This window comes from Thalassolituus sp. LLYu03, from assembly GCF_050507655.1.
Lineage (GTDB): Bacteria > Pseudomonadota > Gammaproteobacteria > Pseudomonadales > Oceanobacteraceae > Venatoribacter.
On the sequence record NZ_CP191496.1, the window covers coordinates 2,927,378 to 2,951,538 of the forward strand.

A 24,161-nucleotide genomic window follows, 5' to 3' on the forward strand; every position below is an offset into this window, starting at 1 on the left:
TTACCAGCCGTAAAGTGAATTTCCAACGCGGAATGCGCCAGCTATTTTCGTGTCACCTTCACCTCCATTCCACCTGTGGCGCGCCCTCTGACTGCAAAGCGGCCGCAAAGTTCTATACTTGGGCGGATATAAAAGTCCGGAGAACACTATGCCCGCGCATCCGATTCCTGAGCAGGAAGAAAAGCGTCTGGCCGCACTCAAGGCACTCGATATCCTCTATGCTCCGCTGGAGGAACGCTTCGACCGCATAACCCGCACATTATGCCGGGTTTTTAATGTGCCGTTTGCCTACCTGGCGCTCATGGATGGTGATACCCAATGGTTTAAATCGATTCAGGGCGCGCCGCTGATCAGCGTGCCGCGCCGCGATTCTCTGTGTCAGCACACCCTGATGGAAGAAGAGCATCTGGTCTGCGGCGATCTGATGCATGACCCGCGCTTCGCCAATAACCCATTCGTCACCGGCCCCTACGCCGCCCGCTTCTACGCCGGCATGCTGCTGAAGAGCCGTGGCCAGAACGTCGGTACCCTGTGCATCGTCGACAATAAAACGCGCACCTTCAGCGAGGACGACCTGCAGGCGCTGCGCGATCTGACCCACTGGGCGCAGACCGAACTGCATTTCACGCAACTCACCGACACCCAGATTGAACTGCTGGGCGAGCTGGACGTGGCCCTGCAGCAGGCGCGCATCGACAGCCTGACGCGGCTGTGGAACCAGGGCACCATCAAACAGATTCTGCACCGCGCATTTCACCGCCATCTGCTGAACCTGTCGCCACTGTCGGTGCTGATGATCGATGCCGACCACTTCAAACGGGTCAACGACCATTTCGGCCACGCCACCGGCGACCGTGTGCTGCAGGCCATCGCCAGCGCCCTGCGTCAGAGCCTGCGCCCGGATGACGCCATCGGCCGCTACGGCGGCGAAGAATTCATGGTGGTGCTCGACAACTGCCCGGTGGAACAGGCTACTGTGCTGGCCAAGCGTATTCTGAACCGTGTGCGTTCGCTGACGTTTGCCGACGTGAGCCCTGACCTGGTGATTACCGTGAGCGTTGGCATTGCCGGTTCCGACGCCCGCGGACTGGAAAACGAAGGCGACCTCCTCGATCTGGCCGATCAGGCGCTGTACCGCGCCAAGCACAACGGCCGCGATCAGATTTGCGTGCTGCACGAAACCGACCCGTCCGCCAACGGCTGAGCCACGCCACGGGCATAAAGCACAGGCATAAAAAAGCCCCGCACAGCGGGGCTTTTTCATTCGTGTTCGCAACGGTTTATACCGCCGCATGCCGGCAAGGCTTACAGCGCGAGGAAGTGCTCACGGTAGTGTTCCATCTCGGCAATCGACTCTTTGATATCGTCCAGCGCCTGATGGCTGCCTTTCTTCTGGAACGAAGATACCGCCGACGGTTTCCAGCGCTTGGCCAGTTCCTTCAGGGTAGAAACATCGATGTTGCGGTAGTGCATGTAAGCTTCCAGCTCTGGCATGTACTTCACCAGAAAACGGCGGTCCTGATGAATGCTGTTGCCGCACAAAGGCGAGGTGCCGGCCTTCACATGCTGACGCAGGAACTCCAGCGTCAGGCGCTCGCACTCACGGGCGTCGGTCTGACTGGCACGCACGCGGGCGGTCAGGCCGGAGTTGCCGTGGGTTTTGGTGTTCCACTCGTCCATCGCATCGAGCAGCACATCCGGCTGATGCACGGCCAGCACCGGGCCTTCAGCGATGATGTTGAGGTTGCTGTCGGTCACAATGGTTGCGATCTCGATGATCACATCGTGCTCCGGGTCCAGACCGGTCATTTCCAGATCCATCCACACCAGATTGTCGTTCTGACTCATATTGCTTCACTCGCTTAAGAATGCGTGAAGTCTAGCAACTTGCGTGACAAGCGGCCAACGCGGAGAATGGCCGCCCGGACTGAAAACGCTGAACCACTGCATGAGCAAACGCAAACTGACCCGCCGCCAGGCCTGGCGCGTGGAAAAAATTCAGGAAGAGAAAGCCGACCGCGCCCGTAAGAAGGAATCCGACATCAGCAGCCAGCTGAACGCCGGTGAACTCGGCGATGAGGCGGAAGGCCAGATCATTGCGCATTTCGGCACTCAGGTAGAGCTGGAGGCGCGCAGCGACCGCCAGACCCGTTTCCGCTGCTACCTGCGCGCCAACTTAGGCTCTCTGGTGACCGGCGACTACGTGATCTTCCGGCCGGGTCCGGAGGTGAACGGCGTGCGCACCGGCGTGGTGGAAACCGTGCTTGAGCGTCAGTCCGAGTTGTCGCGCCCGAACCCGTACAACGAAATCAAACCCGTTGCGGCCAACATCGACTTCATCGTTCTGGTGATCGCGCCGGAACCCGAAGCCCACGCCAACCTGATCGACCGCTATCTGGTCGCCGCCGAAAACTGTCACATTGAACCCATCATTCTGTTCAATAAGACCGACCTGCTGAACGACAGCAACCGGCAGAAATTTGCCAACATGCTGGCGTCCTACGAGCAGCTCGGTTACCGCACCCTGCGCGTGTGCAGCAAAGACGACAGCAGCCTGGGAGAGCTTAAGGAATTCCTGAACGGCCGCGTGAGCGTGTTTGTCGGGCAGTCGGGGGTGGGCAAATCATCGCTGATCGGCACCCTGCTGCCGGGTGAAGACCTGAAGGTTGGCGCCCTGTCAGAAAACACCCGCAAAGGACGTCACACCACCACCACCGCCCGCCTGTATCACTTTCCGGCCGGTGGCGACCTGATCGACTCGCCGGGCATCCGTGAGTTCGGTCTGTGGCACATGAGTGCCGACGACGTGCTGTACGGCTTCCGTGAGCTGCGCCCGGTGACCGGCTACTGCCGATTCCGCGATTGCGCCCACGAACAGGAACCGGGCTGCGCGCTGCAGGCTGCGGTTAAAAAAGGGGAAGTGCGTCAGGAACGCTTTGACAGTTATCGCCGCATTCTGCAGACGCTGACCGAGCTCTGAGCCGGTCAGCGATGGTTACCAGAATACTTCGTTTTTATTCGGCGGGTTATCGTAGCTGTTGTCTTTGCTTTCACGCTGCTGGCGCAGTTTTTCGAGCAAAGAGCCAGCCTGATTGATCACGGGGGTGCGGGCATCTTCACTGCCCTTTTCCTCGTTAATAAATTCGACATTTACATCACCGCGCTCACGCAGCGTTTCTTCCGATTTTTTATTCAGCAGCGTTATCGAAATACGTCGGTTAATTTCCGCACCCGGATCATCAGCCTTGAGCGGTGCGGTATCGCCCATACCAATCACTTCCGCGACCTGCGACTTAGGCACCCCTGCTTCCATTAATGCACGACGGGCCGCGTCCGCACGCAACGATGACAGACTCCAGTTGCCATCGTCTTCATCGCGAACACCCCCGAGTTTGCTCGAGTCGGTATGGCCCGTGATCGACACCCTGTGATCCATGGTGGCGATCATGGGCGCCAGCTCCCACAGAATATCTTCGGAATAATATTTCAGCCGTGCGCTGCCCGGATCGAACATCGGCCGTTTGGTTTGATCCACGATCTGGATGCGCAGACCTTCGGTGGTGATATCAATCAGAAACTGATCTTTAAACGGACTTAAGGTCGGACTGGCGTCGATGCGGGCTTCAATTTGCGCTTTCATGGTTTCCATGCGTTTACGCTCGATCGCTTCAGCCATGCTTTCAATTTCATCAGCCTGCAGAATTTTTTCCGGATCGAGCGATTCCGACTCGGCAATATTGTCGGCCGTAGATGGCGAGCCGCCGAGATCGATCACGTATTTGGAGGGGACTTTTTTGCCTTCTTCAAAGGCTTTCGGATCCTGAAAATAACCCGAAATTGCCGCACGTTGTTGTTCGTTCGATGAGTTAATGACCCACAGCACCAGAAACAGGGCCATCATCGCCAGCGCAAAGTCGGCCATGGCGACTTTCCAGGCACCGCCGTGGTCGTCGTGTTTGGCCTTTTTATAGCGCCGGACAATGATGTTCTGATGGGGGCCTAAGTTCTCCATCAGCGGCCACGCACTTTACTTTCCACTTCGGTAAACGAAGGGCGGCCGTGGGTGAACAGAGATTTACGGCCAAATTCCACCGCCAGTTGCGGCGGCAGTCCGTTGAGCGACGCAATAATGCAGGATTTTACCGCTTCGTAGAGTTTGATTTCTTCTTCCGCCAGATGCCGCATCACCGTACTGATCGGCGCCACCACACCATAAGCCAGAAAGACACCGCTGAACGTCCCCACCAGCGCCGCTGCCACGTGGGCACCGATTTCAGAAATTTCACCGTCGATGGCGCCCATGGTGATCACGATACCCAGCACCGCCGCCACAATACCGAAGCCCGGCAGGCCGTCGGCTACTTTGCTGACGGCATTACCCGGCTGTTCCAGCTCGTGCAGGCGGGCGTCGATCTCCTGATCCATCAGGGATTCCAGTTCGAAGGATGTCAGGTTACCCGCAGCAATAATACGGAAGTAGTCGGCAATAAAATGCGACAACTCTTCATTCGCCTGAATGGCGGGATAACGGGAGAAAATGGCACTGGACGCCGGCGATTCGACATCGGCCTCAATGGCCATAATCCCCTCGCGGCGGGCTTTATTCAGAATGTCGTACACCAGCCCCAGTACATCCATATACATGGCCTTGTTAACTTTGCTGCCCATAATGATCTGGGGAATCATTTTGAAGCACTTTAAAACCACATGGCCCGGATTACCCAGAATAAAGGCACCAAAAGCGGAGCCGCAGATAATCAGAATTTCAAACGGCTGCCACAGCGCCAGCAGATTGCCGTGCGACATGACGTAGCCGTAGAGCACACTGCCTATAACAATGATCAAACCAATAAAAAAGAGCATTCCCTGATGGTCCTTGGCGCAACGACTCCCGAAGGGATGGATAGTGACTATAGTTAAGTAAAGGATACAAACGACGGTTACACAAACCCGCTCATGACTCATCTATTGATAACACCGCCGGCCGCCGCACTGTGGCAGGAAGCCGGTGCCTTGCGCGATTTTCCGATTCTGGAAGAAACCCGTGCGCTTATCCGTCAGAAACTGCAGAGCAAACGGGTCAGCTTTGATGATCTGGCCCCCAGCGTCGAACGCGACCCGGCGCTGTGCCTGAATCTGCTGCAACAGGCCGCCGACCAGAATCCGGATTGCCTCAGCCAGATTTCCGGTGCGGCCAGCTGTTTATCTCTGTTGGGGATGCAGGAGCTGGTGCGCCTGATGAAGCACCTGCCGGTGGTCGAACCCGATACCACAGACCCGCAACAGCTCTATTACCGCCGGGCACTGCAAACGGCCCATTTCGCCGGCAATCTGGCCGCCTGGTGGACCACCATCAAAGGCAATCCGTCGGTCAGTTATGCGCGCTGGAGCACCATGCTGGCCTCGTCACCTTTATGGGCCTGGCTGCTCACCGAACGGCTGAGCGGTAACTGGTTTTACCGCATGAGTCAGGGCGACGACATCGCCACTGCGGCACGCACCGTGTTTGGCAAAGACACCAATCAATGGCAGCTGATGGCCCGCCGCCTGAAACTGCCGGCCATGGCCGAAGAGGTCTTCACCACGGGGCACTGGCCGGACGCCGGACAGTGGCGCACCCTGCGCCGGGCCGATCCGCGCGATCTCGACAACCAAAGGGCGCTGCTGCACCTGTGTCAGCAGCCCGCCATGATTGCGCTGATGGCTAATGAAATGGCCTGGCACCTGCACATGTCGCCAGACAGTCCGCGTTTTCAGCGCTGGCTGAATCTGGTTGCCCACTGGCTCGGCAAGCCTGTGTATGTGCTGATGCCCGCCCTGCGCGAATTACAGGTCGCCACCAGCCATCAGCAGCACAGCTCTCACGGTACCGGCCTGCACTTGCTGCTGAGCCCGCAACCGGTGCAGGAGCCGTACGACTGGATTGCGCCGCCCCAGTCGCAACAGCAGGCACAGGCCAAAGCAGCTCAGAAACCCGCCGGTGGCGTCGATTTTGTTCCCATGCCGAGCAGGCCCATTTCCGGCCCGCAAATACCGGAAGAGCGCCACACCGACGATACCTATATGAAGAAGCTGCTGAAACAACTGCAGCAACAGCCGGACAGCTTCGGTGACTGGCACTATCTGATGCGCGGCATGCTGAAAGGTGTCACCGAAGGCATCGGCCTGCCCTCCGCCGCCATCGCCCTGCTGAACAAAGAGAAAACCGCCCTCAAGGTGTTCTACACCGAGGGCCTGCCAGAGCAGGCACCGATACGGCATTTGCTGATCGATCTGCGCTCGCCGAATGTATTCACCAAACTGCTGGAAAAACCCGCCAGCCTGCTGCTGACCGCGGACAACCGCGATAAATTTCTGGCCAAACTGCCCGAGGCGGCCACCCGCCTGATCCCGGAGCAGACCATGATGATGAGCATCGACGCCGGCGCCGCGCCCATCGGCATGGTGATGGGCTTTGCTGCCGAGGGACAACCTGTGCTGTCGAACGCTGAATATCTGAGCTTCAAAAACCTGTGTCAGATCACCAGCCAGAGTCTTGCAACCCTGCGCGCCAACACCGAAGCCCGGCGCAAAAGTGCCGCCGGCAGCAAACCCGGCACAAGCCGGGCCTGACATCCGCGCCGCCCTTGGATAAACTCTGCGCTTTGTTTTTACATGGTGGAGTTTTCCATGGCTGCTCTCCCTCTCCTGCTTGAGCCGCAGGCTCTGGCTGCCCTGCTGCCGATTAAGGCCGACGACAACCTTCTGATCGTCGAGCAGGCCGGTCGCGAAAACTACCTCAAAAACCACATCCCAGGCTCGGTCTGGCTGGACTTCAAACAGCTGCAGTGTGTCGGCCAGCCGGCACCGGGCAAGCTGCCTGCGCTTGAGCATCTGTCGCGCGTATTCAGCGAACTGGGGCTGACCCCAGACACCCATGTGATCTGCTCCGACGATGAAGGCGGCGGCTGGGCCGGGCGTCTGATCTGGGTACTCGACTGCCTGGGCCACACCAATTACTCCTATGTAAACGGTGGCCTGGTCGCCTGGCTGGCGGACGGTCTGGCAACCGAGGAAGGCGATGTCACCGCGACGCCGTCGTCCTACCAAGCTGAACTGGTCAATGAAGATTGCTCACTGACCAAAGAACAGATTCTGGCCCGTATCGGGCAACCGGATTTTGCCGTGTGGGATGCCCGCTCTGCGGGTGAGTACACAGGCGAAAAAGTGATCTCTCAGCGCGGTGGTCATATACCCGGTGCCGTTAACTACGAATGGACCCTAGGCATGGACAAAGCCCGCGGTCTGCGCATCAAGGATCTGAGCGCCTTCCGTGAACTGCTGAGCGGCATGGGTATCGACGACAGTAAAGAAATCGCGACCCACTGCCAGACCCATCACCGCTCCGGATTCACCTATCTGGTCGGCAAAATTCTTGGCCTGAACATCAAAGGCTACGCCGGTTCCTGGTCGGAGTGGGGCAATGACCCTGCAACGCCGGTAACCACTGGCAATCAACCCTGAACGAACAAGTAAGGTTCCTCATGTCATTCAAAGATAAGGCATTTATTGTCTTCCAGTACCTGATTCCACAACACCTGCTGTCTCGTCTGGTGGGCTTTATCGCGGCCAGTGAAATACCGCTGATCAAAAATACCTTCATTAATTTTTTCATCGGTAAATTCGGCATCAACATGAACGAAGCCAAGCGTAAGAGCGCCGATCAATTCCGCTGCTTTAACGACTTTTTTACCCGTGAACTGGAAGACGGTGCCCGCCCGATTGCCGACGGCGACAATCAGCTGGTATCTCCCGCCGACGGTGCTGTTTCGCAGCTGGGTAAAATCGAAAATGGCCGTGTTTTTCAGGCCAAAGGTCAGGACTACTCACTGATCGAACTGCTCGGTGGTGACACCAAACGTGCCGAAGAATTTATGGGCGGCGAGTTCGCCACTATTTATCTGTCGCCGAAAGATTACCACCGCGTGCACATGCCGGTGACCGGTACCCTGCGCGAAATGGTTTACGTTCCGGGCGACCTGTTCTCTGTGAATAAAACCACCGCCGAAAATGTACCGCGTTTGTTCTCCCGCAACGAACGCCTGGTGGCCATTTTCGATACCGATAAAGGCCCGATGGCCATGGTGCTGGTCGGCGCCATGATCGTTGCCGCCATCGAAACCGTGTGGGCAGGCCTGATCACGCCACCGTCGCGCAAACTGAAAGTCACCGACTTCAGCAACCCGCAACCGATCACTCTGCAGAAGGGTGAAGAAATGGGACGCTTCCTGCTCGGCTCCACCGTGGTGCTGTGTTTTGCCAAAGACAAAATCCACTGGCTGGAAAATCTGCAGGCCGACTCGCCGCTGCGCATGGGTGAAGCCATCGCCCTGACGGTCGAATAAATATTGCCCGGCCGGTGTTCCGCACCGGCCACCCTCTCCCGCAGGTGACATTCGCCGCCTGTCTCTTAATGCCCCAAATGTGAACAATGGCTTCAGAGTTCTGTCTGATTTCGTCAGACTCAGGTTTGAGTTTGGTATGATCCGTCGTTACCGTCTGCTTTCTGATTTATTGCTCAATTCCACCGGATGACTGGCAAATTGCGTCCATTATCCTGAGGATTCGAGCACAGGGTGGCAGAAGGCTCCGGAAGCCGCAGGAAGCGGCGCCAATCGACCTCGACATACCGTAAAAACTTGCATATAACGCCATGGTTTTTCTCAGGATTTATATGCACGGACTGGAAACTGGCTATACTGACCTGTGAGGTCGGGCGTCTGCCCCCGTCCGTTGTGTAGTCAACTATTGCAGCAGGAATGCATGGACAGCCCAGTAACGCCGATCAAATTACACGTCCCCACTACGCCGCTGGCGCAGCCTTCGTTCTGTGCCGGCAACGTGGAAAGTGTGACCCAGTGGGCCAAAGAATTGCCCATGGCCAACACCGGCGAAGCTGCCCGGCAGCTCTACATGGCTGTGCGTGAGCTGAACCAGTGGAACACAGATCCGCTGCTGCGTTTTAAGGTGCTGGAAGTCATCCGGCCCTACATTTACTCAATCTGTACATTACTCAACAAACACTTCCTGCAGTCGTCCATCAGCCTGAATGACAAGCAGCTGAAAGTGGCCAACCTGACTCAGGCGCTGCAAGGATTACTGGCCACCGGTTACAAGATGGTGGTTGCACACAGCATCAGCCGTCTGGGCTCCGCCGATAAACCGTCCAAAGTCGTTACACTGGCGATTCACCGCGCGATTTCCGATACCAACCAAACCATTCTCCGTGCCTTCCAGCTGTACTGTCAGCCGCCTGAGCACGCCTGGCTGGATGTGAATCAGCTGTACCTGCTGGCGGAAATGCACAAGCTGCTGAAGTTCAGCGTCAGCGACCGCCAGACCCGCTTCCTGTCCACGTCCACCATTGAAGACGTGTACATGCGTGCTCACCTGCTGGGCACCGCCAAACCGAATAATCTGCGTCAGCAGGACCTTGCCCAGCTGTACGATGCCAGTGAACTCTGGGCGGAATTCGCCTCCCTGTCTCAGGCCGATGACGAAAGTGCACTGTTCATCATTAATCTGCACCGCGACCGGCCGGCTCAGTACCGTCAGCACCTGCGCGACGCGCAAAAGCCGCTGTTCCGCAGCCTGAACACCGGGCAACTGGTTCAGGCACTGAAGCTGTGGGCGGCCAATCCGAACGGCACTCATAAAATCACCGTACCCGGCAAAATGAGCGACAACCTGCTGTCGCACGCCATTCAGTCCTGGGGCATCCACTGGCAACGAGCCTTCCGCCGTAACGCCACCGAGGGCCAGCTGCGCCTGTGCATCGGCCTGTCAGCAACCCATTACTACAGTGCCGGCATGAAAGACTTTGAAAGTCTGGTAGCGTCGATCAAACCGAAAGCATTGGATGGCGATACACCCAATGTGGATATCGGCAAAGCAAGCTCAGGCGATGATGACGTGTGGGCCAATGCCTTTGACGCGGGCGGTGCCCGTCTGGCTGAGAATGACAACCTGAATATTGATGCCATTGAGTTCATCAATAAGCACCGCAGTAAAGACGCGGAAGAAACCGAAACCGTGGTGAAGTATCCGACGCACAACGTCAGCCTGATCAACACCAGCCCGGGTGGCTATTGCGTGCACTGGCAGGGCGATGTTCCGACCAGTATTCAGGCCGGTGAGCTCTTGGGTATTCAGGAAAACGGTGTGAAGCACTGGTCCATCGGCGTGATCCGCTGGATTCGCCATCTGCGTGATCAGGGTACCCAACTGGGGATTGAACTGCTGGCGCCACGCGCTGAAGTCGGTGCCGCGCGCCTGCTGCAGAAAACCGGCAGCAACGGTCCGTTAATGCGTGCACTGCTGTTGCCGGCCATCAAAGCCATTGCCCAGCCTGCGACCCTGCTGCTGCCTCGAATTCCGTTCCGTACGGGTAATAAGGTGGAACTGCTCTATCCGGATCTGCAGGGACGCCACCAGCTCACCAAACGTCTGACGTCCACCAGCAGTTTTGGCCAGTTCCAGTTCCGTACCGCCGGCGCGGCAGCGGCCTCAGCTTCACATCAGCCAGCCAGCGGACTGCCGGAAGACGACTTCGAGTCAATCTGGAACAAACTCTGATGTGACACTTCGCCCAATGCGTCACATATGAGCCTTATTTGTCACTACAAGTCATTTTTTTTTCGTACTTCACTACTATAATCGGCGTTTTGTTAATTACTTGAGGTTGGCATGTCGGCGAATCGGGACACACTGCATCTGCTTCTTCTGACAGAGACGCAGAACGATGCAGAAAGTCTGGTCAGTCTTATGCGCAATTCCGGCAGCGCCACCCGCGCCCATCAGATTACTTCCCTGCAAGACCTGAACGAGCAACTCCAGGAAAAATCCTGGGATATGCTGATCGCCCAGCCCAAAGTAGGCGACATTGCCTACGAAGATCTGATGCAGCTGATCCGTCGTCTGAACAAAGACCTTCCGGTTATCCTGATCGCCGAAGACGTTGATCCCATGATCATGGAAGCCGCCATCAAACGCGGCGCCTGCACCGTTGTTCCGCAAGATGAAAGCAATCTGCTGGTGATGGTCATTCAGCGCGAGCTGCGCCATCTGCGCACCCGCCGCGAGCTACGCACCCTCGAAGTGCGCATCCGTGAAGCCGAAAAGCGCTGTCAGAACCTGCTCGAAAATTCCCGCGATGCGGTCGCTTACATCCATGATGGCATGCACGTATACGCCAACCAGGCGTATCTGGAACTGTTCGGTTATCAATCCGTTGAAGAACTCGAAGGCATGCCGATCATGGATATGGTCGATGGCAGCGCCCAGCAAGACTTCAAAGCGTTCCTGAAAGCCTACCAGACCGATCATCTGAGCAATCCGGAGTTACGCACCCGCGGCATTAATGGCGACGGTGCAGCCTTCCCTATGCTGATGGCCTTCTCGCAGGCAACGTACGCCGACGAACGCTGCACTCAGGTGCTGATCCGCATCAACGCCGACAACTCCGAGCTGGAAGAAAAGCTGCGCGAGATCAGCAGCCGCGACATGATGACGGGCCTGTACAACAAGCAGCACTTCATCGGTAATCTCGAACAGGCCGTTGACCGCGCGGTACTGAAAGGCGCCCGTGGCGCTGTGCTGTACATCAACATCGACCACTTCGGCCGCATCAAGAGCGAAGTCGGCATCAGTCACGCCGATACCGTGATTAACGAAGTCGCGTCGGTCCTGAAGAAGAAAGCCAACGATCAGGACGTACTGGCACGCGTGGGTGAAGATATTTTCTGCTGCCTGCGCATGGGGGCCGATGCGGAATCCGCTCTGGCCTTCGCCGAAGTGATCCGCGACAAGGTTGAACATCTGCTGATCGACATCGGCAACCGCACCGTCACCGCCACCGTGTCGATCGGTATCTCCCTGATCACAGAAAACAGCTCGCGTCCGGAAGACATTTTGCAGCAATCGCATCATGCGGCGGATGACGTGCGCAAACAGGAAGGCCACGAACGCGGCAACGGCTGCTACCTGTACGTACCGAAAGACGCCGACGAGAAGAAAGAAGCCGAAAGCCTGGAGAAGCTGCTGATCGATGCCATCCGTGGCAGCAGTTTCCGCCTGATGTTCCAGCCAATGATCAGCCTGCGTGGCGACGAAGCTGAACACTACGAAACGCTTCTGCGCCTGAAAATGCCGGATGGCGAAGAGCTGTCGGCCGGTGAATTCCTGAACAGCACCGAAATCAGCGACGATGTAAAACGCAAGATTGACCGCTGGGTGGTGTTGCACACCACCAAGCTGCTGGGCGAACACCGCGCCAAAGGTCACAACACCCGCATGTTCATTAACCTGTCCGCCGCATCTCTGGCTGATGAAGCCCTGCCCGGCTGGATTGGTGTCGCCATGAACGCGGCCAAACTGCCGAAAGGCTCCGTCGTCTTCCAGTTCAACGAGGAAGATGCCGGACGCATGCTGAAGCAGGCGCAGGTATTCAGTCAGGCACTGACAGAACGCGCGATTCCGTGTGCCCTGAGCCGCTTCGGCTGTGCCCTGAATCCGATGCAGACGCTGAAGTACATGAACGTCGAGTATGTGAAAGTCGACGGCTCCTTCACCCGCGATCTGGGGCAGAACCCGGACACCCAGAAACACCTGAAGGAAATGCTGGAACAGCTGCACGAAGAAGACAAAAAGACCATCGTGCCCCTGGTCGAAAGCGCAACCTCCGTGGCCTCTCTGTGGCAGTTTGGCGTGCACTTCATTCAGGGCTTCTATGTCCAGCCACCACAGGCATCGATGACGTTCGACTTCCACGACGACAACGACATGTAACGCTTCCGGCAATCCGGAACCACAAAAAAGCCCGCAGAAGCGGGCTTTTTTGTGGCTGACATCGGGTCAGTCCATGATGTCGCGATCACGATACCCCAGCAGGTACAGGATGCCGTCCAGACCCAGTGTCGAAATCGCATTCTTGGCGTTCTCACGCACCAGTGGTTTGGCCCGGAAGGCAATGCCCAGACCAGCAATACTCAACATCGGCAGATCGTTGGCACCATCACCCACGGCGATGGTCTGTTCAAGGCGGATGCCTTCTTTGTCGGCCAGCTCACGCAGCAGCTCGGCTTTACGCTTACCATCCACCACGCGTCCGGTCACACGGCCGGTAACGATGCCGTCTTCCATTTCCAGCTCGTTGGCGAACACGTAATCGATGCCCAGTTTGTCCTGCAGATAGCGGCCGAAGTAGTTAAAACCCCCGGACAGAATGGCGGTCTTGTAGCCCAGCGCTTTCAGGTTGCGGATCAGACGCTCGGCGCCTTCGGTCACCGGCAAGCGTTCAGCAATGCCCTGCAGTACGTCGCCGCGCAGGCCTTTCAGCAGCGACACGCGTTGCTCGAAGCTCTGAATAAAATCCAGTTCGCCCTGCATCGCACGCTCGGTGATTTCAGCAACCTGCTCACCCACACCGGCGGCAGCCGCCAGCTCATCGATCACTTCGGCTTCGATCAGGGTCGAGTCCATGTCGAAGCACACCAGACGGCGGGTACGACGATAGACGTTGTCTTCCTGGAACGCGATGTCCACACCGAGATCGTTGGCGACCTGCAGGAACTGCGCGCGCATAGTGCTCTGGTCTGCATCACCACGGACCGAGAACTCAACACAGGCGCGGGTGTTCACTTCAGTCTGCACCAACGGTACACGACCTGAGAGACGGTTGATCTGATCAATGTTCAGACCATGCTCAGCCACAATGGCGGTGACACGGGCAATGGCTTCGGCTTCGATGGTACGGGCCAGCAGCGTAATAATGTGGCGCGGTTTCCCCTGTCCACTTACCCACTGCTCGTAGCTTTCTGGTGTTACCGGTGTAAAACGCACCGACAGGCCCAGTTCGTGCGCCTTGAACAGCACATCTTTCAGAACAGGCGCCGATTCGGCACGGGAAGGAATAGCGGCCAGAATACCGAGCGACAGAGTGTCGTGAATTTCGGCCTGGCCAATATCGAGAATAGTCACATCGTATTGCGCCAGAATGGCGCTGATGCTTGAGGTCAACCCGGGCTTATCGGCCCCAGTCACGCGGATTAGAACCAATTCAGTCACGGACGTTTTCCCTGGTACGGATCTCGTTCAGTAATCAGAGTTTGTCAGTATCTGCTTTTGCAGCAGCTACCACAGCACGCAGCTCTTCGATCAGATCAACGGTTTCGTGCACAGACAAGGCGCGAACACGGTCCAAACTCATCAGGTACAGACCCTTTTCCAGCTTTTGCAGCTTGTCTTGCAGAGACTGTTTCACGTCGCTCATGGTGAATCCCCATACTAATAATCAGATGAAATACGGCAGAGCGCTGCAGTAGCGCGGGACCAGACAGGCCGGTTATTCCCTAGCGTTCGTGCAGGCGGCGCATATAATACCACCAATACTGCGGAAATCTTCGATTGTTTGAGTAATGTGATGTCTATCCTCAGCCTGATTGGCCGAAAGTTGAATGTAAGTCAAATTAGTGGACTCATGGCGGGCTGCCTGGTGCTGTTCAGTGGCATCCTGGTGAGCACGCTGACTTACTCACATCTGCGTGCACAGATGGAAACCCGCCTGCAACAGGATGCTCAGCGTCAGCTGCAGCGCCTGACCATTGCCATTGCTCCCAGCCTGCTGAAGCAGGACCGCATCAGTCTGAATCTGACACTGTCGGAGTGGAACACGGGGCCTGAGATCACCGCCATTCAGGTGCTCAACATCAATCAGCAGGTCATCGCCGAAAGCGGACGTCAGGACACAGGGCTGCTGGAACTGAGCCAGCCGGTGAATCAGGACAATACCGCCGCCGGCCTGCTGCGCGCCCGTCTCGACCTGAGCAGTGCCGGCCAGTCGGCACGCCATTACCTGGCACTGGGCCTGATTGCCAGTGGTCTGTCTGCCCTGCTGTGCGCCTTACTCTGCTACCAGCTGGCCGAGCGTGGCATGCGTTATCTGCGTCAGCTGACGGTGAGCCTCAGCAACTGGCAGAACAACGACAAACCGCTGCAGCTACCCCCCGTACCGCGCATTCAGGAATTCACCACCATTCACCGCGAGCTGAACAAGGTGTCTCAACGCGAACAGCATCAGCGGGCGATGGAAGAGGCGCTCGGCCGTTTTGTCTATGGGCAGGTAGCCGAACCGAACCGCCTGCTGCGTTACCACGAGTGCGCCCTGCTGTTCATCGAAATTCAGGATCTGGAAATTCTGCAATCGCGCCTCTCGGCCGATGAGCTGAGTCAGGCACTGAATCAGTACCACCGCCTGCTCTCGCACGCCGCCAAACTCTATAACGGCAAACTCGACCGCTACATCGGTGACAGCGTGGTGATGATGTTCGGTATCGGTCGTCCGGGCGGCGGCAGTCACGAAGCACTGCATTGCCTGTATGCGGCACAACTGTTTCTGGGCCTGGTCAGCCACTTGCAGGAACACGACAGCAAGCTGACTCCGGTAGAATTTCGCATTGCAGCACACTGGGGCAACGTTCTGCTGGCGCCGATTACCCACGATGAAAAAACCGAATGCAGCCTGATTGGCGATACTGTGCACTGGGCCTCGCATCTGGCTGGCAGCAGTGAAGAAAACCGCTTACTGGTCAGTCAGGAACTGGTTGACCACCTGCCCGGCGACAACGCCATTCAGTGGGAAGAAGGTCCCGTGGTATCCGATCTGCACGGCCGTGAGCAGACCAGTTACTGGCTGACGCAGCTGCCAGAAAAAAACCACTCTCTGATTCAGCGCCAGATCAAACACATCACCGCCATGACGGAAAACGTCTGATCTCAGCACCTCATACCACCGGGCGATACGCCCGGTTTTCGCTGAAAAAATCGCCCGAATTCTGTGCACTTTTAAAAAAAAGTGCACAAATTTGAAGTTCTCAAAGCCTCTACTAAGGTTATGGATAAACCAACAGCAGAGGTTAACACCCATGGTTCTTCGTAAATCCGGTTTGGCCGTGGCAGTACTGCTTGCCTGCAGTCCAGCCGCATTTTCCAGCGACTTGCAAATCAACGGTTTCATGAACGTCACGGCGGGTAATCTGTCGACCAACGATATTTCACTCGACGGTTACGACGACGGCGTGAAGTTCGACGTCGGTACTCTGGTCGGCCTGCAGATGTCCAAGCAGGTGAACGACAGTACGTCCGCTACCATGCAGCTGATTTCCCGTGGCAGTGAAGACTTCAACACCGAAGCTTCCTGGGCGTACATCACCTACGCTGCCAATGAGGACACCGACATCCGCATGGGCCGTCTGCGCACACCGTTCTTCTATTATTCCGACTTCCTCGAAGTGGGATACGCCTACAACTGGGTACGTCCGCCATCAGTTGTGTACCGCCTGGATGCGTTCTCTTCCATTAACGGCGTCGACGTCACCCGCCGCTTCTCTACCAGTGTGGTGGATGGCTCGGTGCAGGTTTACACCGGCCGCAGCACCAACGAGCTGACAACCAGCGGTGATACCTACGTCTTTGAATTACGCCGCGCATTGGGTGTGGTTCTGAACCTGAGCATGGGTGACTTCGGAGCACGTGTCAGCTACCACCAGGCCGATCTGAGTGCCGATGTGGACCCTGCACTGGCAGGGGCTGATGGTCGTGCACTGGATAATCTGGCAGCGGCAGCGGCAGGTTTCGGCGTTGGTGATGAGTTCATTGCCGATGAAGACCAGTCGAAGTTCTATCAGGCATCCCTGAGCTACGACAACGGCAGCACCTCAGCCATCGCTGAGTGGACCGCGCTGGACCACGAAACCGCCATGCTGAACGACGATACCGCTTATCTGGTCAGTGTCGCGCAGCGCATGGGCGATGCGACCGTCCACCTGACTTACACGGCGACGGAAGATGATCTGGAATCCGGTACTGTGGGTGTGATCCAGAAAAATCTGGAGAGCAAAGAAAGCAGTATTATTCTTGGTCTGCGCTACGACTACGACAGCAGCGCGGCGTTCAAAGTCGAAGTTCAGCAACACGACGAAGAACTGGTACAGGGTGCGAAAGGCGATTCCGGCCTGTTGTATAACGTTGGCATGAGCCTGGTATTTTAAGGAGACGAACCATGAAAATGTCTAAAGTAATCTCCCGAATTGCCATTGCGGCCAGCCTGTTGCTGGGTGCTGCTGCCAACGCTGAAATTGCCGTGATCGTTGCGGCAGGCAATGCCAACGGTGCACTCGATCAGGATACTATTTCGCGGATCTTCCTCGGCAAGACAGCTAACTTCCCGGACGGCAGTCAGGCAATTCCGATCGATCAGAACGAAGGCAGTGCCGTGCGTGAATCCTTCAACGACAAAGTACTGGGTAAAAGCTCAAGTCAGCTGAAAGCCTACTGGTCTCGTCTGATCTTCACCGGTAAAGGCACGCCACCGAAAGAGTCTGGTGCCGATGCGGATATCAAAGCGCTGGTCGCCAAGAATCCGAATCTGGTGGGCTATGTCGATGCTTCCGCAGTCGATGCTTCCGTGAAAGTGGTGTTCAAATTCTGATCCCCTTTATCACGGTTTAGAAAAGGCGCTCAGGCGCCTTTTTTATTGTCTTTTATTTGCTTGTGGCCGAAGCCTTTCTGAATATCAACCATGCGTTCGAGCACAGATAAAATGGCGTTGTACTGAGTTGAATCCGTCATCCAGTTCAGTGCTGCCACGCCCGCCTCCAGGGTCGACATGCCATCACTCCTCGGTGAGGCACGTACAGCGTAACGGCTTTCGCCCGCCGGTTGCAGCGCAATATGGGCAAGACTTTCCAACCAGGGGTTAGTAAGCAGAAGTTTACGGACCTTACGCCAGGTCCCATCGAGAATTAACAGGTGCTCGATGCGACACACCTGTTGTTGATTCAGTGGCGGCTTATGCGACATGGGATACAAAACCGCAACCGCCTGCGGATCACAGTCACCGAACAGATCCTGATACGAAAGCCGCTCGCCGATAACCCGCTCGCAGGAATCCAGACATAGCTGTAAAAGCGGCGCGGTGGACAGGGCGTGCTTTGCCTCCACCGGATCCTGCCAGATGGTGACACGTACCGGAGTCGGTAAATGAACCAGCGTATCGCACAGACATACCTGCTCAGGGCGCTGACACCCTGAACAGATATGGCGCTTGCTGGTCATTTCTTTTTAGCGGCTTTGAGCATGGGTTTAAGAAAGCGCCCCGTGTGCGATGCCTTGTTGGCCGCAACCTGCTCCGGCGTGCCTTCGGCAATAATGTAGCCGCCTTTGGAACCGCCTTCAGGACCCAGATCGACAATCCAGTCGGCGGTTTTAATCACATCCAGATTGTGTTCGATAACCACAATGGTGTTGCCATCATCACGCAGGCGATGCAGCACGGCCAGCAGCTGTTCGATATCGTGGAAGTGCAGACCTGTGGTTGGCTCGTCCAGAATATACAAGGTAGAACCGGTATCCCGCTTCGACAGTTCTTTGGCCAGTTTTACCCGCTGCGCTTCACCGCCGGATAAGGTAGTCGCCGCCTGACCAAGCTTAATGTAGCTCAGGCCCACATCCATTAACGTCTGTAATTTACGCGCCACCGCCGGAATGGCATCGAAGTATTCGCGCGCATCCTCGACCGTCATTTCCAGCACTTCGTGGATATTTTTACCCTTGTAGCGGATGTCCAGCGTTTCACGGTTGTAACGCTTGCCCTTACACACATCACACGGCACATAAATATCCGCCAGGAAGTGCATTTCGACTTTAATAACGCCGTCCCCCTGACAGGCTTCACAGCGACCGCCACGCACGTTAAAGGAGAAGCGACCGGCTTTATACCCGCGTGAACGGGCTTCCTGAGTGCCGGCAAACAAATCGCGCACCGGCGTAAAAATACCCGTATAGGTCGCCGGGTTGGAGCGCGGAGTACGGCCAATCGGGCTCTGGTCAATATCGACGACTTTATCCAGCTGTTTCAGACCGGAAATACTGTCGTATTCCGCCGCTTTTAATGTCGTGGCACCGTTCAGTGCGGTCGACGCCAGCGGAAACAGAGTGCGGTTAATCAAGGTTGATTTACCGGAACCCGATACCCCGGTCACACAGGTCATCAGCCCCAGTGGAATGGTGAGATCAACATTATTCAGGTTGTTACCACGGGCGCCTTTCAGCACCAGCACTTTATCGTCATTCACCGGAACGCGTTTTTCCGGAATCTGAATTGCGCGTTTGCCCGACATGTACTGGCCGGTAATCGACGCCGGGTTGGCAAAGACTTTGGCAGGTGTTCCCTGCGCAATCACCTGACCACCGTGCACACCGGCTCCTGGGCCGATATCAATCAGATGGTCGGCGCTGCGGATGGCATCTTCGTCGTGCTCGACCACCAGCACTGTGTTGCCCAGATCGCGCAGATGAAACAGGGTTTTCAGCAGGCGGTCGTTGTCGCGCTGGTGCAGGCCGATCGACGGCTCGTCCAGAATGTACATAACACCGACCAGACCTGCGCCAATTTGTGAGGCCAGACGGATACGCTGCGCTTCACCGCCCGATAACGTATCGGAGCTGCGACTCAGGGTTAAATACTCAAGCCCCACGTTCACCAGAAAGCGCAGGCGCTCACGGATTTCTTTCAGAATTTTTTCGGCAATTTCACCGCGATGACCCGCCAGATGCAGATCGCTGAAATAATCAAACGCCTGTTCAACCGGCATCGACGTACAGGCGTGAATATTTTTATCGCCGACGAACACGTGACGCGCTTCAGTTCGCAGACGGGAACCTTCACAAGCCGGGCACGGTTGTACACTCAGATATTTCGCCAGTTCTTCCAGCACCATCTGCGAGTCAGTTTCGCGGTAGCGGCGCTCAAGGTTAGGCAGCACACCTTCAAACGGATGCGCTTTATAAATTTTGTCGCCACGGGAATTCACGTAGCTGAAATTCACTTCGTCTTCACCGCTGCCGTACAGCAATACATCGCGTTGTTTGGTCGTCAGCTTGCCGAAGGGTTTGTCGATATCAAAACCGTAATGTTCGGCCACCGAACACAGCATCTGGAAATAATAAATACTGCGGCGGTCCCAGCCGCGGATTGCACCTTCAGCAACGGTCAGGGTCGGGTCCTGCACCACCAGATCCGGATCGAAATACTGTTTAACCCCCAGACCATCACAACCAGGACAAGCACCGGCCGGATTGTTGAACGAGAACAGACGCGGTTCCAGCTCCTGCAGACTGTAGCCACAGTGCGGGCAGGAAAACTGTGATGAAAAGAGCAGAGGCTCGGCGGAGTCGTCATCCATCGAGGCCACCAGCGCCAGACCACCGCTCAGCTCCAGACAGGTTTCCAGCGATTCGGACAAACGCTGTTCGATGCCAGCTTTGACCTTAAACCGGTCGACCACCACTTCAATGCTGTGCTTACGGCGCTTATCCAGCTCCGGCGTATCGTCCAGATCGCACACCAGACCATTCACCCGCACCCGCACAAAGCCCTGCGCCCGCAGGCTTTCAAACACATGCAGGTGTTCACCCTTACGGTCGCGGATGACGGGCGCCAGAATCATGTATTTACCGTCTTCCGGCAGATCCATGATGCCGTCCACCATCTGGCTGACGGTCTGGGCTTCCAGGGCCACATCGTGATCCGGGCAACGGGGCGTGCCGACACGGGCAAACAGCAGACGCAGGTAATCGTAGATTTCAGTGACAGTACCCACGGTAGAGCGCGGGTTGTGGGACGTAGACTTCTGTTCGATGGAAATGGCCGGCGACAGACCTTCAATCAGGTCGACGTCGGGTTTTTCCATCATCGACAGGAACTGGCGGGCGTAGGTTGACAGCGACTCGACATAGCGCCGCTGGCCTTCGGCATAAAGGGTATCGAATGCCAGTGAAGATTTACCGGACCCGCTCAGGCCAGTGATGACCACCAGCTTGTCACGGGGGATATCGATATCAATGTTCTTCAGATTGTGGGTACGTGCCCCGCGCACCAGAATCTTGTCCATAAACGGCTCTTCACTGTGAAAGAAAAACCGCCATTGTAAAGGATGCGCGAAGCAGTATCAGCCGCTTATTCAACCGGATCGTGCAACAGCTCTTCCATGTATTCCTTGGCCCAGTTAACGGCCTGAATACGGTTGGCAACGCCGATCTTTTTGAACAGGTTGTAGATGTGGGTTTTCACCGTGTGCATGCTGACATTGAGCTTGTCGGCAATTTCGATGTTGGTGGCACCGGTCGCGGTCAGACGCAGGATCTGCTTTTCACGACGGGTCAGCACTGTGGTGGTGGATGGCAGACGACGTGGCTTGTGACGGGTCTTCTCCAGATACTGCCCCACCAGCTGGCGCGGCAGCCAGTATTCGCCTTCAAACAGACCGATCAGACCTTTGCTCAGCTGCTGCTGTGAGCTTTCGCGGTAGAACAGGCCATTCACCATCGGCCAGTCGATCAGACGCTCGACCGGATGACCGTGTGGGGTATTGAAAAAGGCCACTTTGATTTCGCCGGTCTGTTCGTGGATTTGTTCCAGCAGGTCAAAGAGCTTTTCCGGACGGGCACATTCAGCGTCGATCAGTGCCAGGGTTTTGCACGGATACTGAGTCCACTCGCTGCGCCATTCCGGCACATTCACGAGCTGGCAGTCGATATTGGTACGCTGATGTATGTAGCCGATGAGGATGGAATTCTGAAGATTCTGCTGGCCGAACAACACGATACGGCGACCTGGGAGACTGACCTGACGATCCATAACATAACTCCTTTATGCTGAAGATTCCGTGACCCGGCGACTCCTTGCCGGTGAGGAAGAGTGTACGCAATCCTTCCAGAATTACCAATTAGGTATTAGCGCATTTCAAGACAAACCAGACTCCTTTCTGGTACTCAACTATAGCGCTGACAGACGTGCCCGCCACTTAATCCCGCCCCCCTATGCTGGTAAACTTGCGCCCTTTCCTGTTTAAGCAGTCTTTACGCATGTCCAGTTCCCCAGATGCCCGCCAAGGGCAAGCCGGTCTGTCGTCGGTAGAACAACGCGCCGTCGTCAGCCTCGCCTCTCTCTATGCCCTGCGCATGCTTGGTTTGTTCATGGTCCTGCCGGTGATGATGCTCGAAGGGCAGAAGCTGGAGGGCGCCACGCCGGCCCTGCTCGGTCTGGCCATGGGCGTGTACGGTCTGACCCAGGCGCTGCTGCAGATTCCCGCCGGCACCCTGTCCGACCGCATCGGCCGCAAGCCCATCATTATCGGTGGTCTGCTGGTATTTGCCGCCGGCAGCCTGCTGGCCGCCAGTGCCGATTCGGTGTGGGGCGTCATCGCCGGCCGCGCCCTGCAGGGCGGCGGCGCCATCGCCAGCGCCATCATGGCGCTGGTCACCGACCTGACCCGCGAAGAAAACCGCATGAAGGCCATGGCCTCCATCGGCGCCAGCATCGGCCTGTCGTTTTCGGTCGCGCTGGTGCTGGGCCCCTGGCTGGCGGGCATCGGTGGCCTGAGCCTGATCTTCGGCCTGACCGGTGCGCTGGCCATCGGCGGCGTACTGGTTACCCTGTTTGTCATTCCGAATCCGCCCCGCGTCGCCCACCGCGATTCCACCGCCGTCTGGAGCGAAGTTGCCCGGCAGTTTGTGAATCCGCAGCTGTGGCCACTGAACCTGGGGATTTTTCTGCTGCACTCGCTGATGGTCGCCATCTTCGTTGCCATTCCGGGCCGCCTGCTGGAGGCCGGTCTGGTCGGCGAGCACCACAGCTGGCTGTACCTGCCGGTGTTGGTGGTGGCGTTCATTCTGATGGTGCCTTTCATCATCGTGGCCGAGAAAAAGCGCAAGATGAAGAGCGTGGTCATCACCGGCGCCCTGGTGATTGCCGTTGCCCTGCTGAGCATGTCGGCCGCCAGCCAGTTGTGGCACTGGGTCGTTCTGTTGCTGCTCTATTTCTGGGGGTTCAACCTGATGGAAGCCAGCCTGCCCTCGTGGCTGAGCAAGGTTGCCCCGGCCGGCGCCAAGGGCAGCGCCATGGGCATTTATTCGTCGATGCAGTTTCTGGGCGCCTTCAGTGGCGGCAGCATCGGCGGCTACGTATTAAGCCACTTTGGCAGCAGCAGTCTATTTGTCGGGCTGGGGGCATTAGTGATACTTTGGACGCTGATTTTGTCCCGGTCATCCGCCCCGTTACACCTCACCAGCGTTCGCCTGCCAGCCCCTGCCGGCATCAGCGATCAGCAGCTGTCGCAGCTGCTGGCTCTGACCGGTGTGGCCGAGGTCAGCCAGATGGCCGGAGAAGGCGCCGTATATCTGAAAGTCAGCGCCGATGCCTTCGACCGTGAACAGGCATTGGTAATCATTGAATCCACAGGAGAAAAGCATGGGTCGCAGCGTTAACAAAGTGACACTCATTGGTACTCTGGGTCGTGACCCTGAAGTGCGTTATATGCCGAACGGCAATGCCGTCGCCAACGTCACTCTGGCGACCGACGAGAGCTACATGGACAAACAGACCGGCCAGAAGGTTGAACAGACCGAATGGCACCGTCTGGTGGTGTACGGAAAACTGGCGGAAATCTGTCAGCAGTACCTGAAGAAAGGCTCCAAAGCCTACTTTGAAGGCCGCCTGAAAACCCGCGAATGGGAAAAAGACGGCATCAAGCGTTACACCACTGAAATTGTCGCCAATGACATGATGATGCTGGATGGCCGTGGTTCGTCCGACAACATGGGCGGTTATGCACCGCAACAGTCCGCCGCCTCCATGATGAATCAGGCACCCGCCATGAACTCTCAGGGTGGTTACGGTCAGGCGCCCATGCAGCAGCCAGCCATGCAACAACCGGCGATGGCGCCGCAGCAACCGGCCCGTCAGGCCGCGCCACAGCAGCCAATGGCCGCTCCGCAGCAGGCACCACGCCCTAATCAGGGTAACCCGGCGAATCAGGGCGGTGGCTACCAGCAGCAACCACCAGCCTATCAGGGTGGTTATCAGCCGATGCCACAGCCAAGCAACAGCTTCGACGATTTCGACGACGATATCCCGTTCTGATTATTGCTGGTCAGTCACGAAAACCGCCTACGGGCGGTTTTTTTATGCCCGTTTGGCCTGTAACCCCATCAAAACTACGAATTTCGTCTACGCTTTTTCAGCTGTACCCATAGTTTGTAAGCGGATTTCCGACACAGGAAATCAC

20 protein-coding genes are annotated in these 24,161 nt (G+C 56.8%); 12 read left to right on the top strand and 8 right to left on the bottom strand.

Features of this window, described 5'->3' with window-relative positions; translation table 11 throughout:
- Positions 1-148: 148 nt before the first annotated feature.
- Positions 149-1,204 carry a sensor domain-containing diguanylate cyclase gene (locus ACQUQU_RS13260; RefSeq protein ID WP_430460177.1) on the top strand — a complete coding sequence of 352 codons (1,056 nt, stop codon included), beginning with the start codon at positions 149-151 and terminating at the stop codon, positions 1,202-1,204.
- 101 nt (positions 1,205-1,305) lie between these two features.
- Here the strand turns inward: ACQUQU_RS13260 and orn are convergent, their stop codons facing one another.
- Positions 1,306-1,848, bottom strand: coding sequence for an oligoribonuclease (gene orn / locus ACQUQU_RS13265; RefSeq protein WP_430460178.1), 543 nt, complete (start codon positions 1,846-1,848; stop codon positions 1,306-1,308).
- Positions 1,849-1,948: 100 nt separating this feature from the next.
- Here orn and rsgA point away from each other — a divergent pair, with 100 nt between their 5' ends.
- A complete protein-coding gene (gene rsgA / locus ACQUQU_RS13270; protein ID WP_430460179.1) occupies positions 1,949-2,980 on the top strand; it encodes a small ribosomal subunit biogenesis GTPase RsgA in 1,032 nt (343 codons plus the stop codon).
- A 15-nt stretch (positions 2,981-2,995) separates the two neighbouring features.
- On the opposite strand, the gene motB is transcribed toward rsgA, so the two are convergent.
- Entirely contained in the window at positions 2,996-4,012 is a 1,017-nt protein-coding gene (gene motB, locus ACQUQU_RS13275; protein ID WP_430460180.1) for a flagellar motor protein MotB, read from the bottom strand.
- The gene (gene motA / locus ACQUQU_RS13280) at positions 4,012-4,863 is read right to left on the bottom strand and encodes a flagellar motor stator protein MotA (RefSeq protein ID WP_430460181.1); all 852 of its coding nucleotides are present in this window, start codon (positions 4,861-4,863) and stop codon (positions 4,012-4,014) included. Before motA ends, motB begins: the two co-directional genes overlap by 1 nt.
- Positions 4,864-4,956: 93 nt before the next feature.
- Here motA and ACQUQU_RS13285 point away from each other — a divergent pair, with 93 nt between their 5' ends.
- The 5 genes from ACQUQU_RS13285 to ACQUQU_RS13305 all read left to right on the top strand — a co-directional run bounded on the left by ACQUQU_RS13285 (position 4,957) and on the right by ACQUQU_RS13305 (position 12,825).
- Positions 4,957-6,612 (top strand): hypothetical protein, encoded by a 1,656-nt coding sequence (locus ACQUQU_RS13285; protein WP_430460182.1) that lies wholly within the window; start codon positions 4,957-4,959, stop codon positions 6,610-6,612.
- 57 nt (positions 6,613-6,669) lie between these two features.
- Complete coding sequence (locus ACQUQU_RS13290; protein ID WP_430460183.1) at positions 6,670-7,503, top strand: sulfurtransferase; 834 nt, start codon at positions 6,670-6,672, stop codon at positions 7,501-7,503.
- A gap of 20 nt (positions 7,504-7,523) precedes the next feature.
- Complete coding sequence (gene asd, locus ACQUQU_RS13295) at positions 7,524-8,384, top strand: archaetidylserine decarboxylase (RefSeq protein WP_430460184.1); 861 nt, start codon at positions 7,524-7,526, stop codon at positions 8,382-8,384.
- 418 nt (positions 8,385-8,802) lie between these two features.
- On the top strand, positions 8,803-10,614 hold the full coding sequence (locus tag ACQUQU_RS13300) for a GTPase (protein WP_430460185.1): 1,812 nt from the start codon (positions 8,803-8,805) through the stop codon (positions 10,612-10,614).
- 111 nt (positions 10,615-10,725) lie between these two features.
- Entirely contained in the window at positions 10,726-12,825 is a 2,100-nt protein-coding gene (locus ACQUQU_RS13305; RefSeq protein WP_430460186.1) for an EAL domain-containing protein, read from the top strand.
- A gap of 66 nt (positions 12,826-12,891) precedes the next feature.
- On the opposite strand, the gene serB is transcribed toward ACQUQU_RS13305, so the two are convergent.
- Together serB and ACQUQU_RS13315 are read right to left on the bottom strand one after the other, a co-directional pair.
- Entirely contained in the window at positions 12,892-14,103 is a 1,212-nt protein-coding gene (gene serB, locus ACQUQU_RS13310) for a phosphoserine phosphatase SerB (protein ID WP_430460187.1), read from the bottom strand.
- 34 nt (positions 14,104-14,137) lie between these two features.
- Positions 14,138-14,308 (bottom strand): hypothetical protein, encoded by a 171-nt coding sequence (locus ACQUQU_RS13315; RefSeq protein ID WP_430460188.1) that lies wholly within the window; start codon positions 14,306-14,308, stop codon positions 14,138-14,140.
- Positions 14,309-14,515: 207 nt separating this feature from the next.
- On the opposite strand from ACQUQU_RS13315, the gene ACQUQU_RS13320 reads away from it, so the two are divergent.
- The 3 genes from ACQUQU_RS13320 (at position 14,516) to ACQUQU_RS13330 (ending at position 17,524) form a co-directional block, all read left to right on the top strand.
- On the top strand, positions 14,516-15,808 hold the full coding sequence (locus ACQUQU_RS13320; protein WP_430460189.1) for an adenylate/guanylate cyclase domain-containing protein: 1,293 nt from the start codon (positions 14,516-14,518) through the stop codon (positions 15,806-15,808).
- A 178-nt stretch (positions 15,809-15,986) separates the two neighbouring features.
- Positions 15,987-17,084, top strand: a complete 1,098-nt coding sequence (locus ACQUQU_RS13325; protein ID WP_430460190.1) for a hypothetical protein — start codon at positions 15,987-15,989, stop codon at positions 17,082-17,084.
- Positions 17,085-17,095: 11 nt separating this feature from the next.
- Entirely contained in the window at positions 17,096-17,524 is a 429-nt protein-coding gene (locus tag ACQUQU_RS13330) for a phosphate ABC transporter substrate-binding protein (RefSeq protein WP_430460191.1), read from the top strand.
- Positions 17,525-17,553: 29 nt separating this feature from the next.
- Here ACQUQU_RS13330 and ACQUQU_RS13335 read toward each other — a convergent pair whose 3' ends face one another.
- From ACQUQU_RS13335 to ACQUQU_RS13345, 3 genes are all read right to left on the bottom strand, one after another.
- A complete protein-coding gene (locus ACQUQU_RS13335; protein ID WP_430460192.1) occupies positions 17,554-18,150 on the bottom strand; it encodes a tRNA-uridine aminocarboxypropyltransferase in 597 nt (198 codons plus the stop codon).
- Positions 18,147-20,987 (bottom strand): excinuclease ABC subunit UvrA, encoded by a 2,841-nt coding sequence (uvrA, locus tag ACQUQU_RS13340; RefSeq protein ID WP_430460193.1) that lies wholly within the window; start codon positions 20,985-20,987, stop codon positions 18,147-18,149. Before uvrA ends, ACQUQU_RS13335 begins: the two co-directional genes overlap by 4 nt.
- A 65-nt stretch (positions 20,988-21,052) precedes the next feature.
- Positions 21,053-21,733: a LuxR C-terminal-related transcriptional regulator gene (locus tag ACQUQU_RS13345; RefSeq protein ID WP_430460194.1), complete on the bottom strand. Its 681-nt coding sequence runs from the start codon at positions 21,731-21,733 to the stop codon at positions 21,053-21,055.
- A 227-nt stretch (positions 21,734-21,960) separates the two neighbouring features.
- On the opposite strand from ACQUQU_RS13345, the gene ACQUQU_RS13350 reads away from it, so the two are divergent.
- Positions 21,961-23,361: an MFS transporter gene (locus ACQUQU_RS13350; protein ID WP_430460195.1), complete on the top strand. Its 1,401-nt coding sequence runs from the start codon at positions 21,961-21,963 to the stop codon at positions 23,359-23,361.
- Complete coding sequence (gene ssb, locus ACQUQU_RS13355) at positions 23,345-24,016, top strand: single-stranded DNA-binding protein (protein WP_430460196.1); 672 nt, start codon at positions 23,345-23,347, stop codon at positions 24,014-24,016. The genes ACQUQU_RS13350 and ssb overlap by 17 nt, the downstream gene beginning before the upstream one ends.
- The last annotated feature ends 145 nt before the right edge of the window (positions 24,017-24,161 follow it).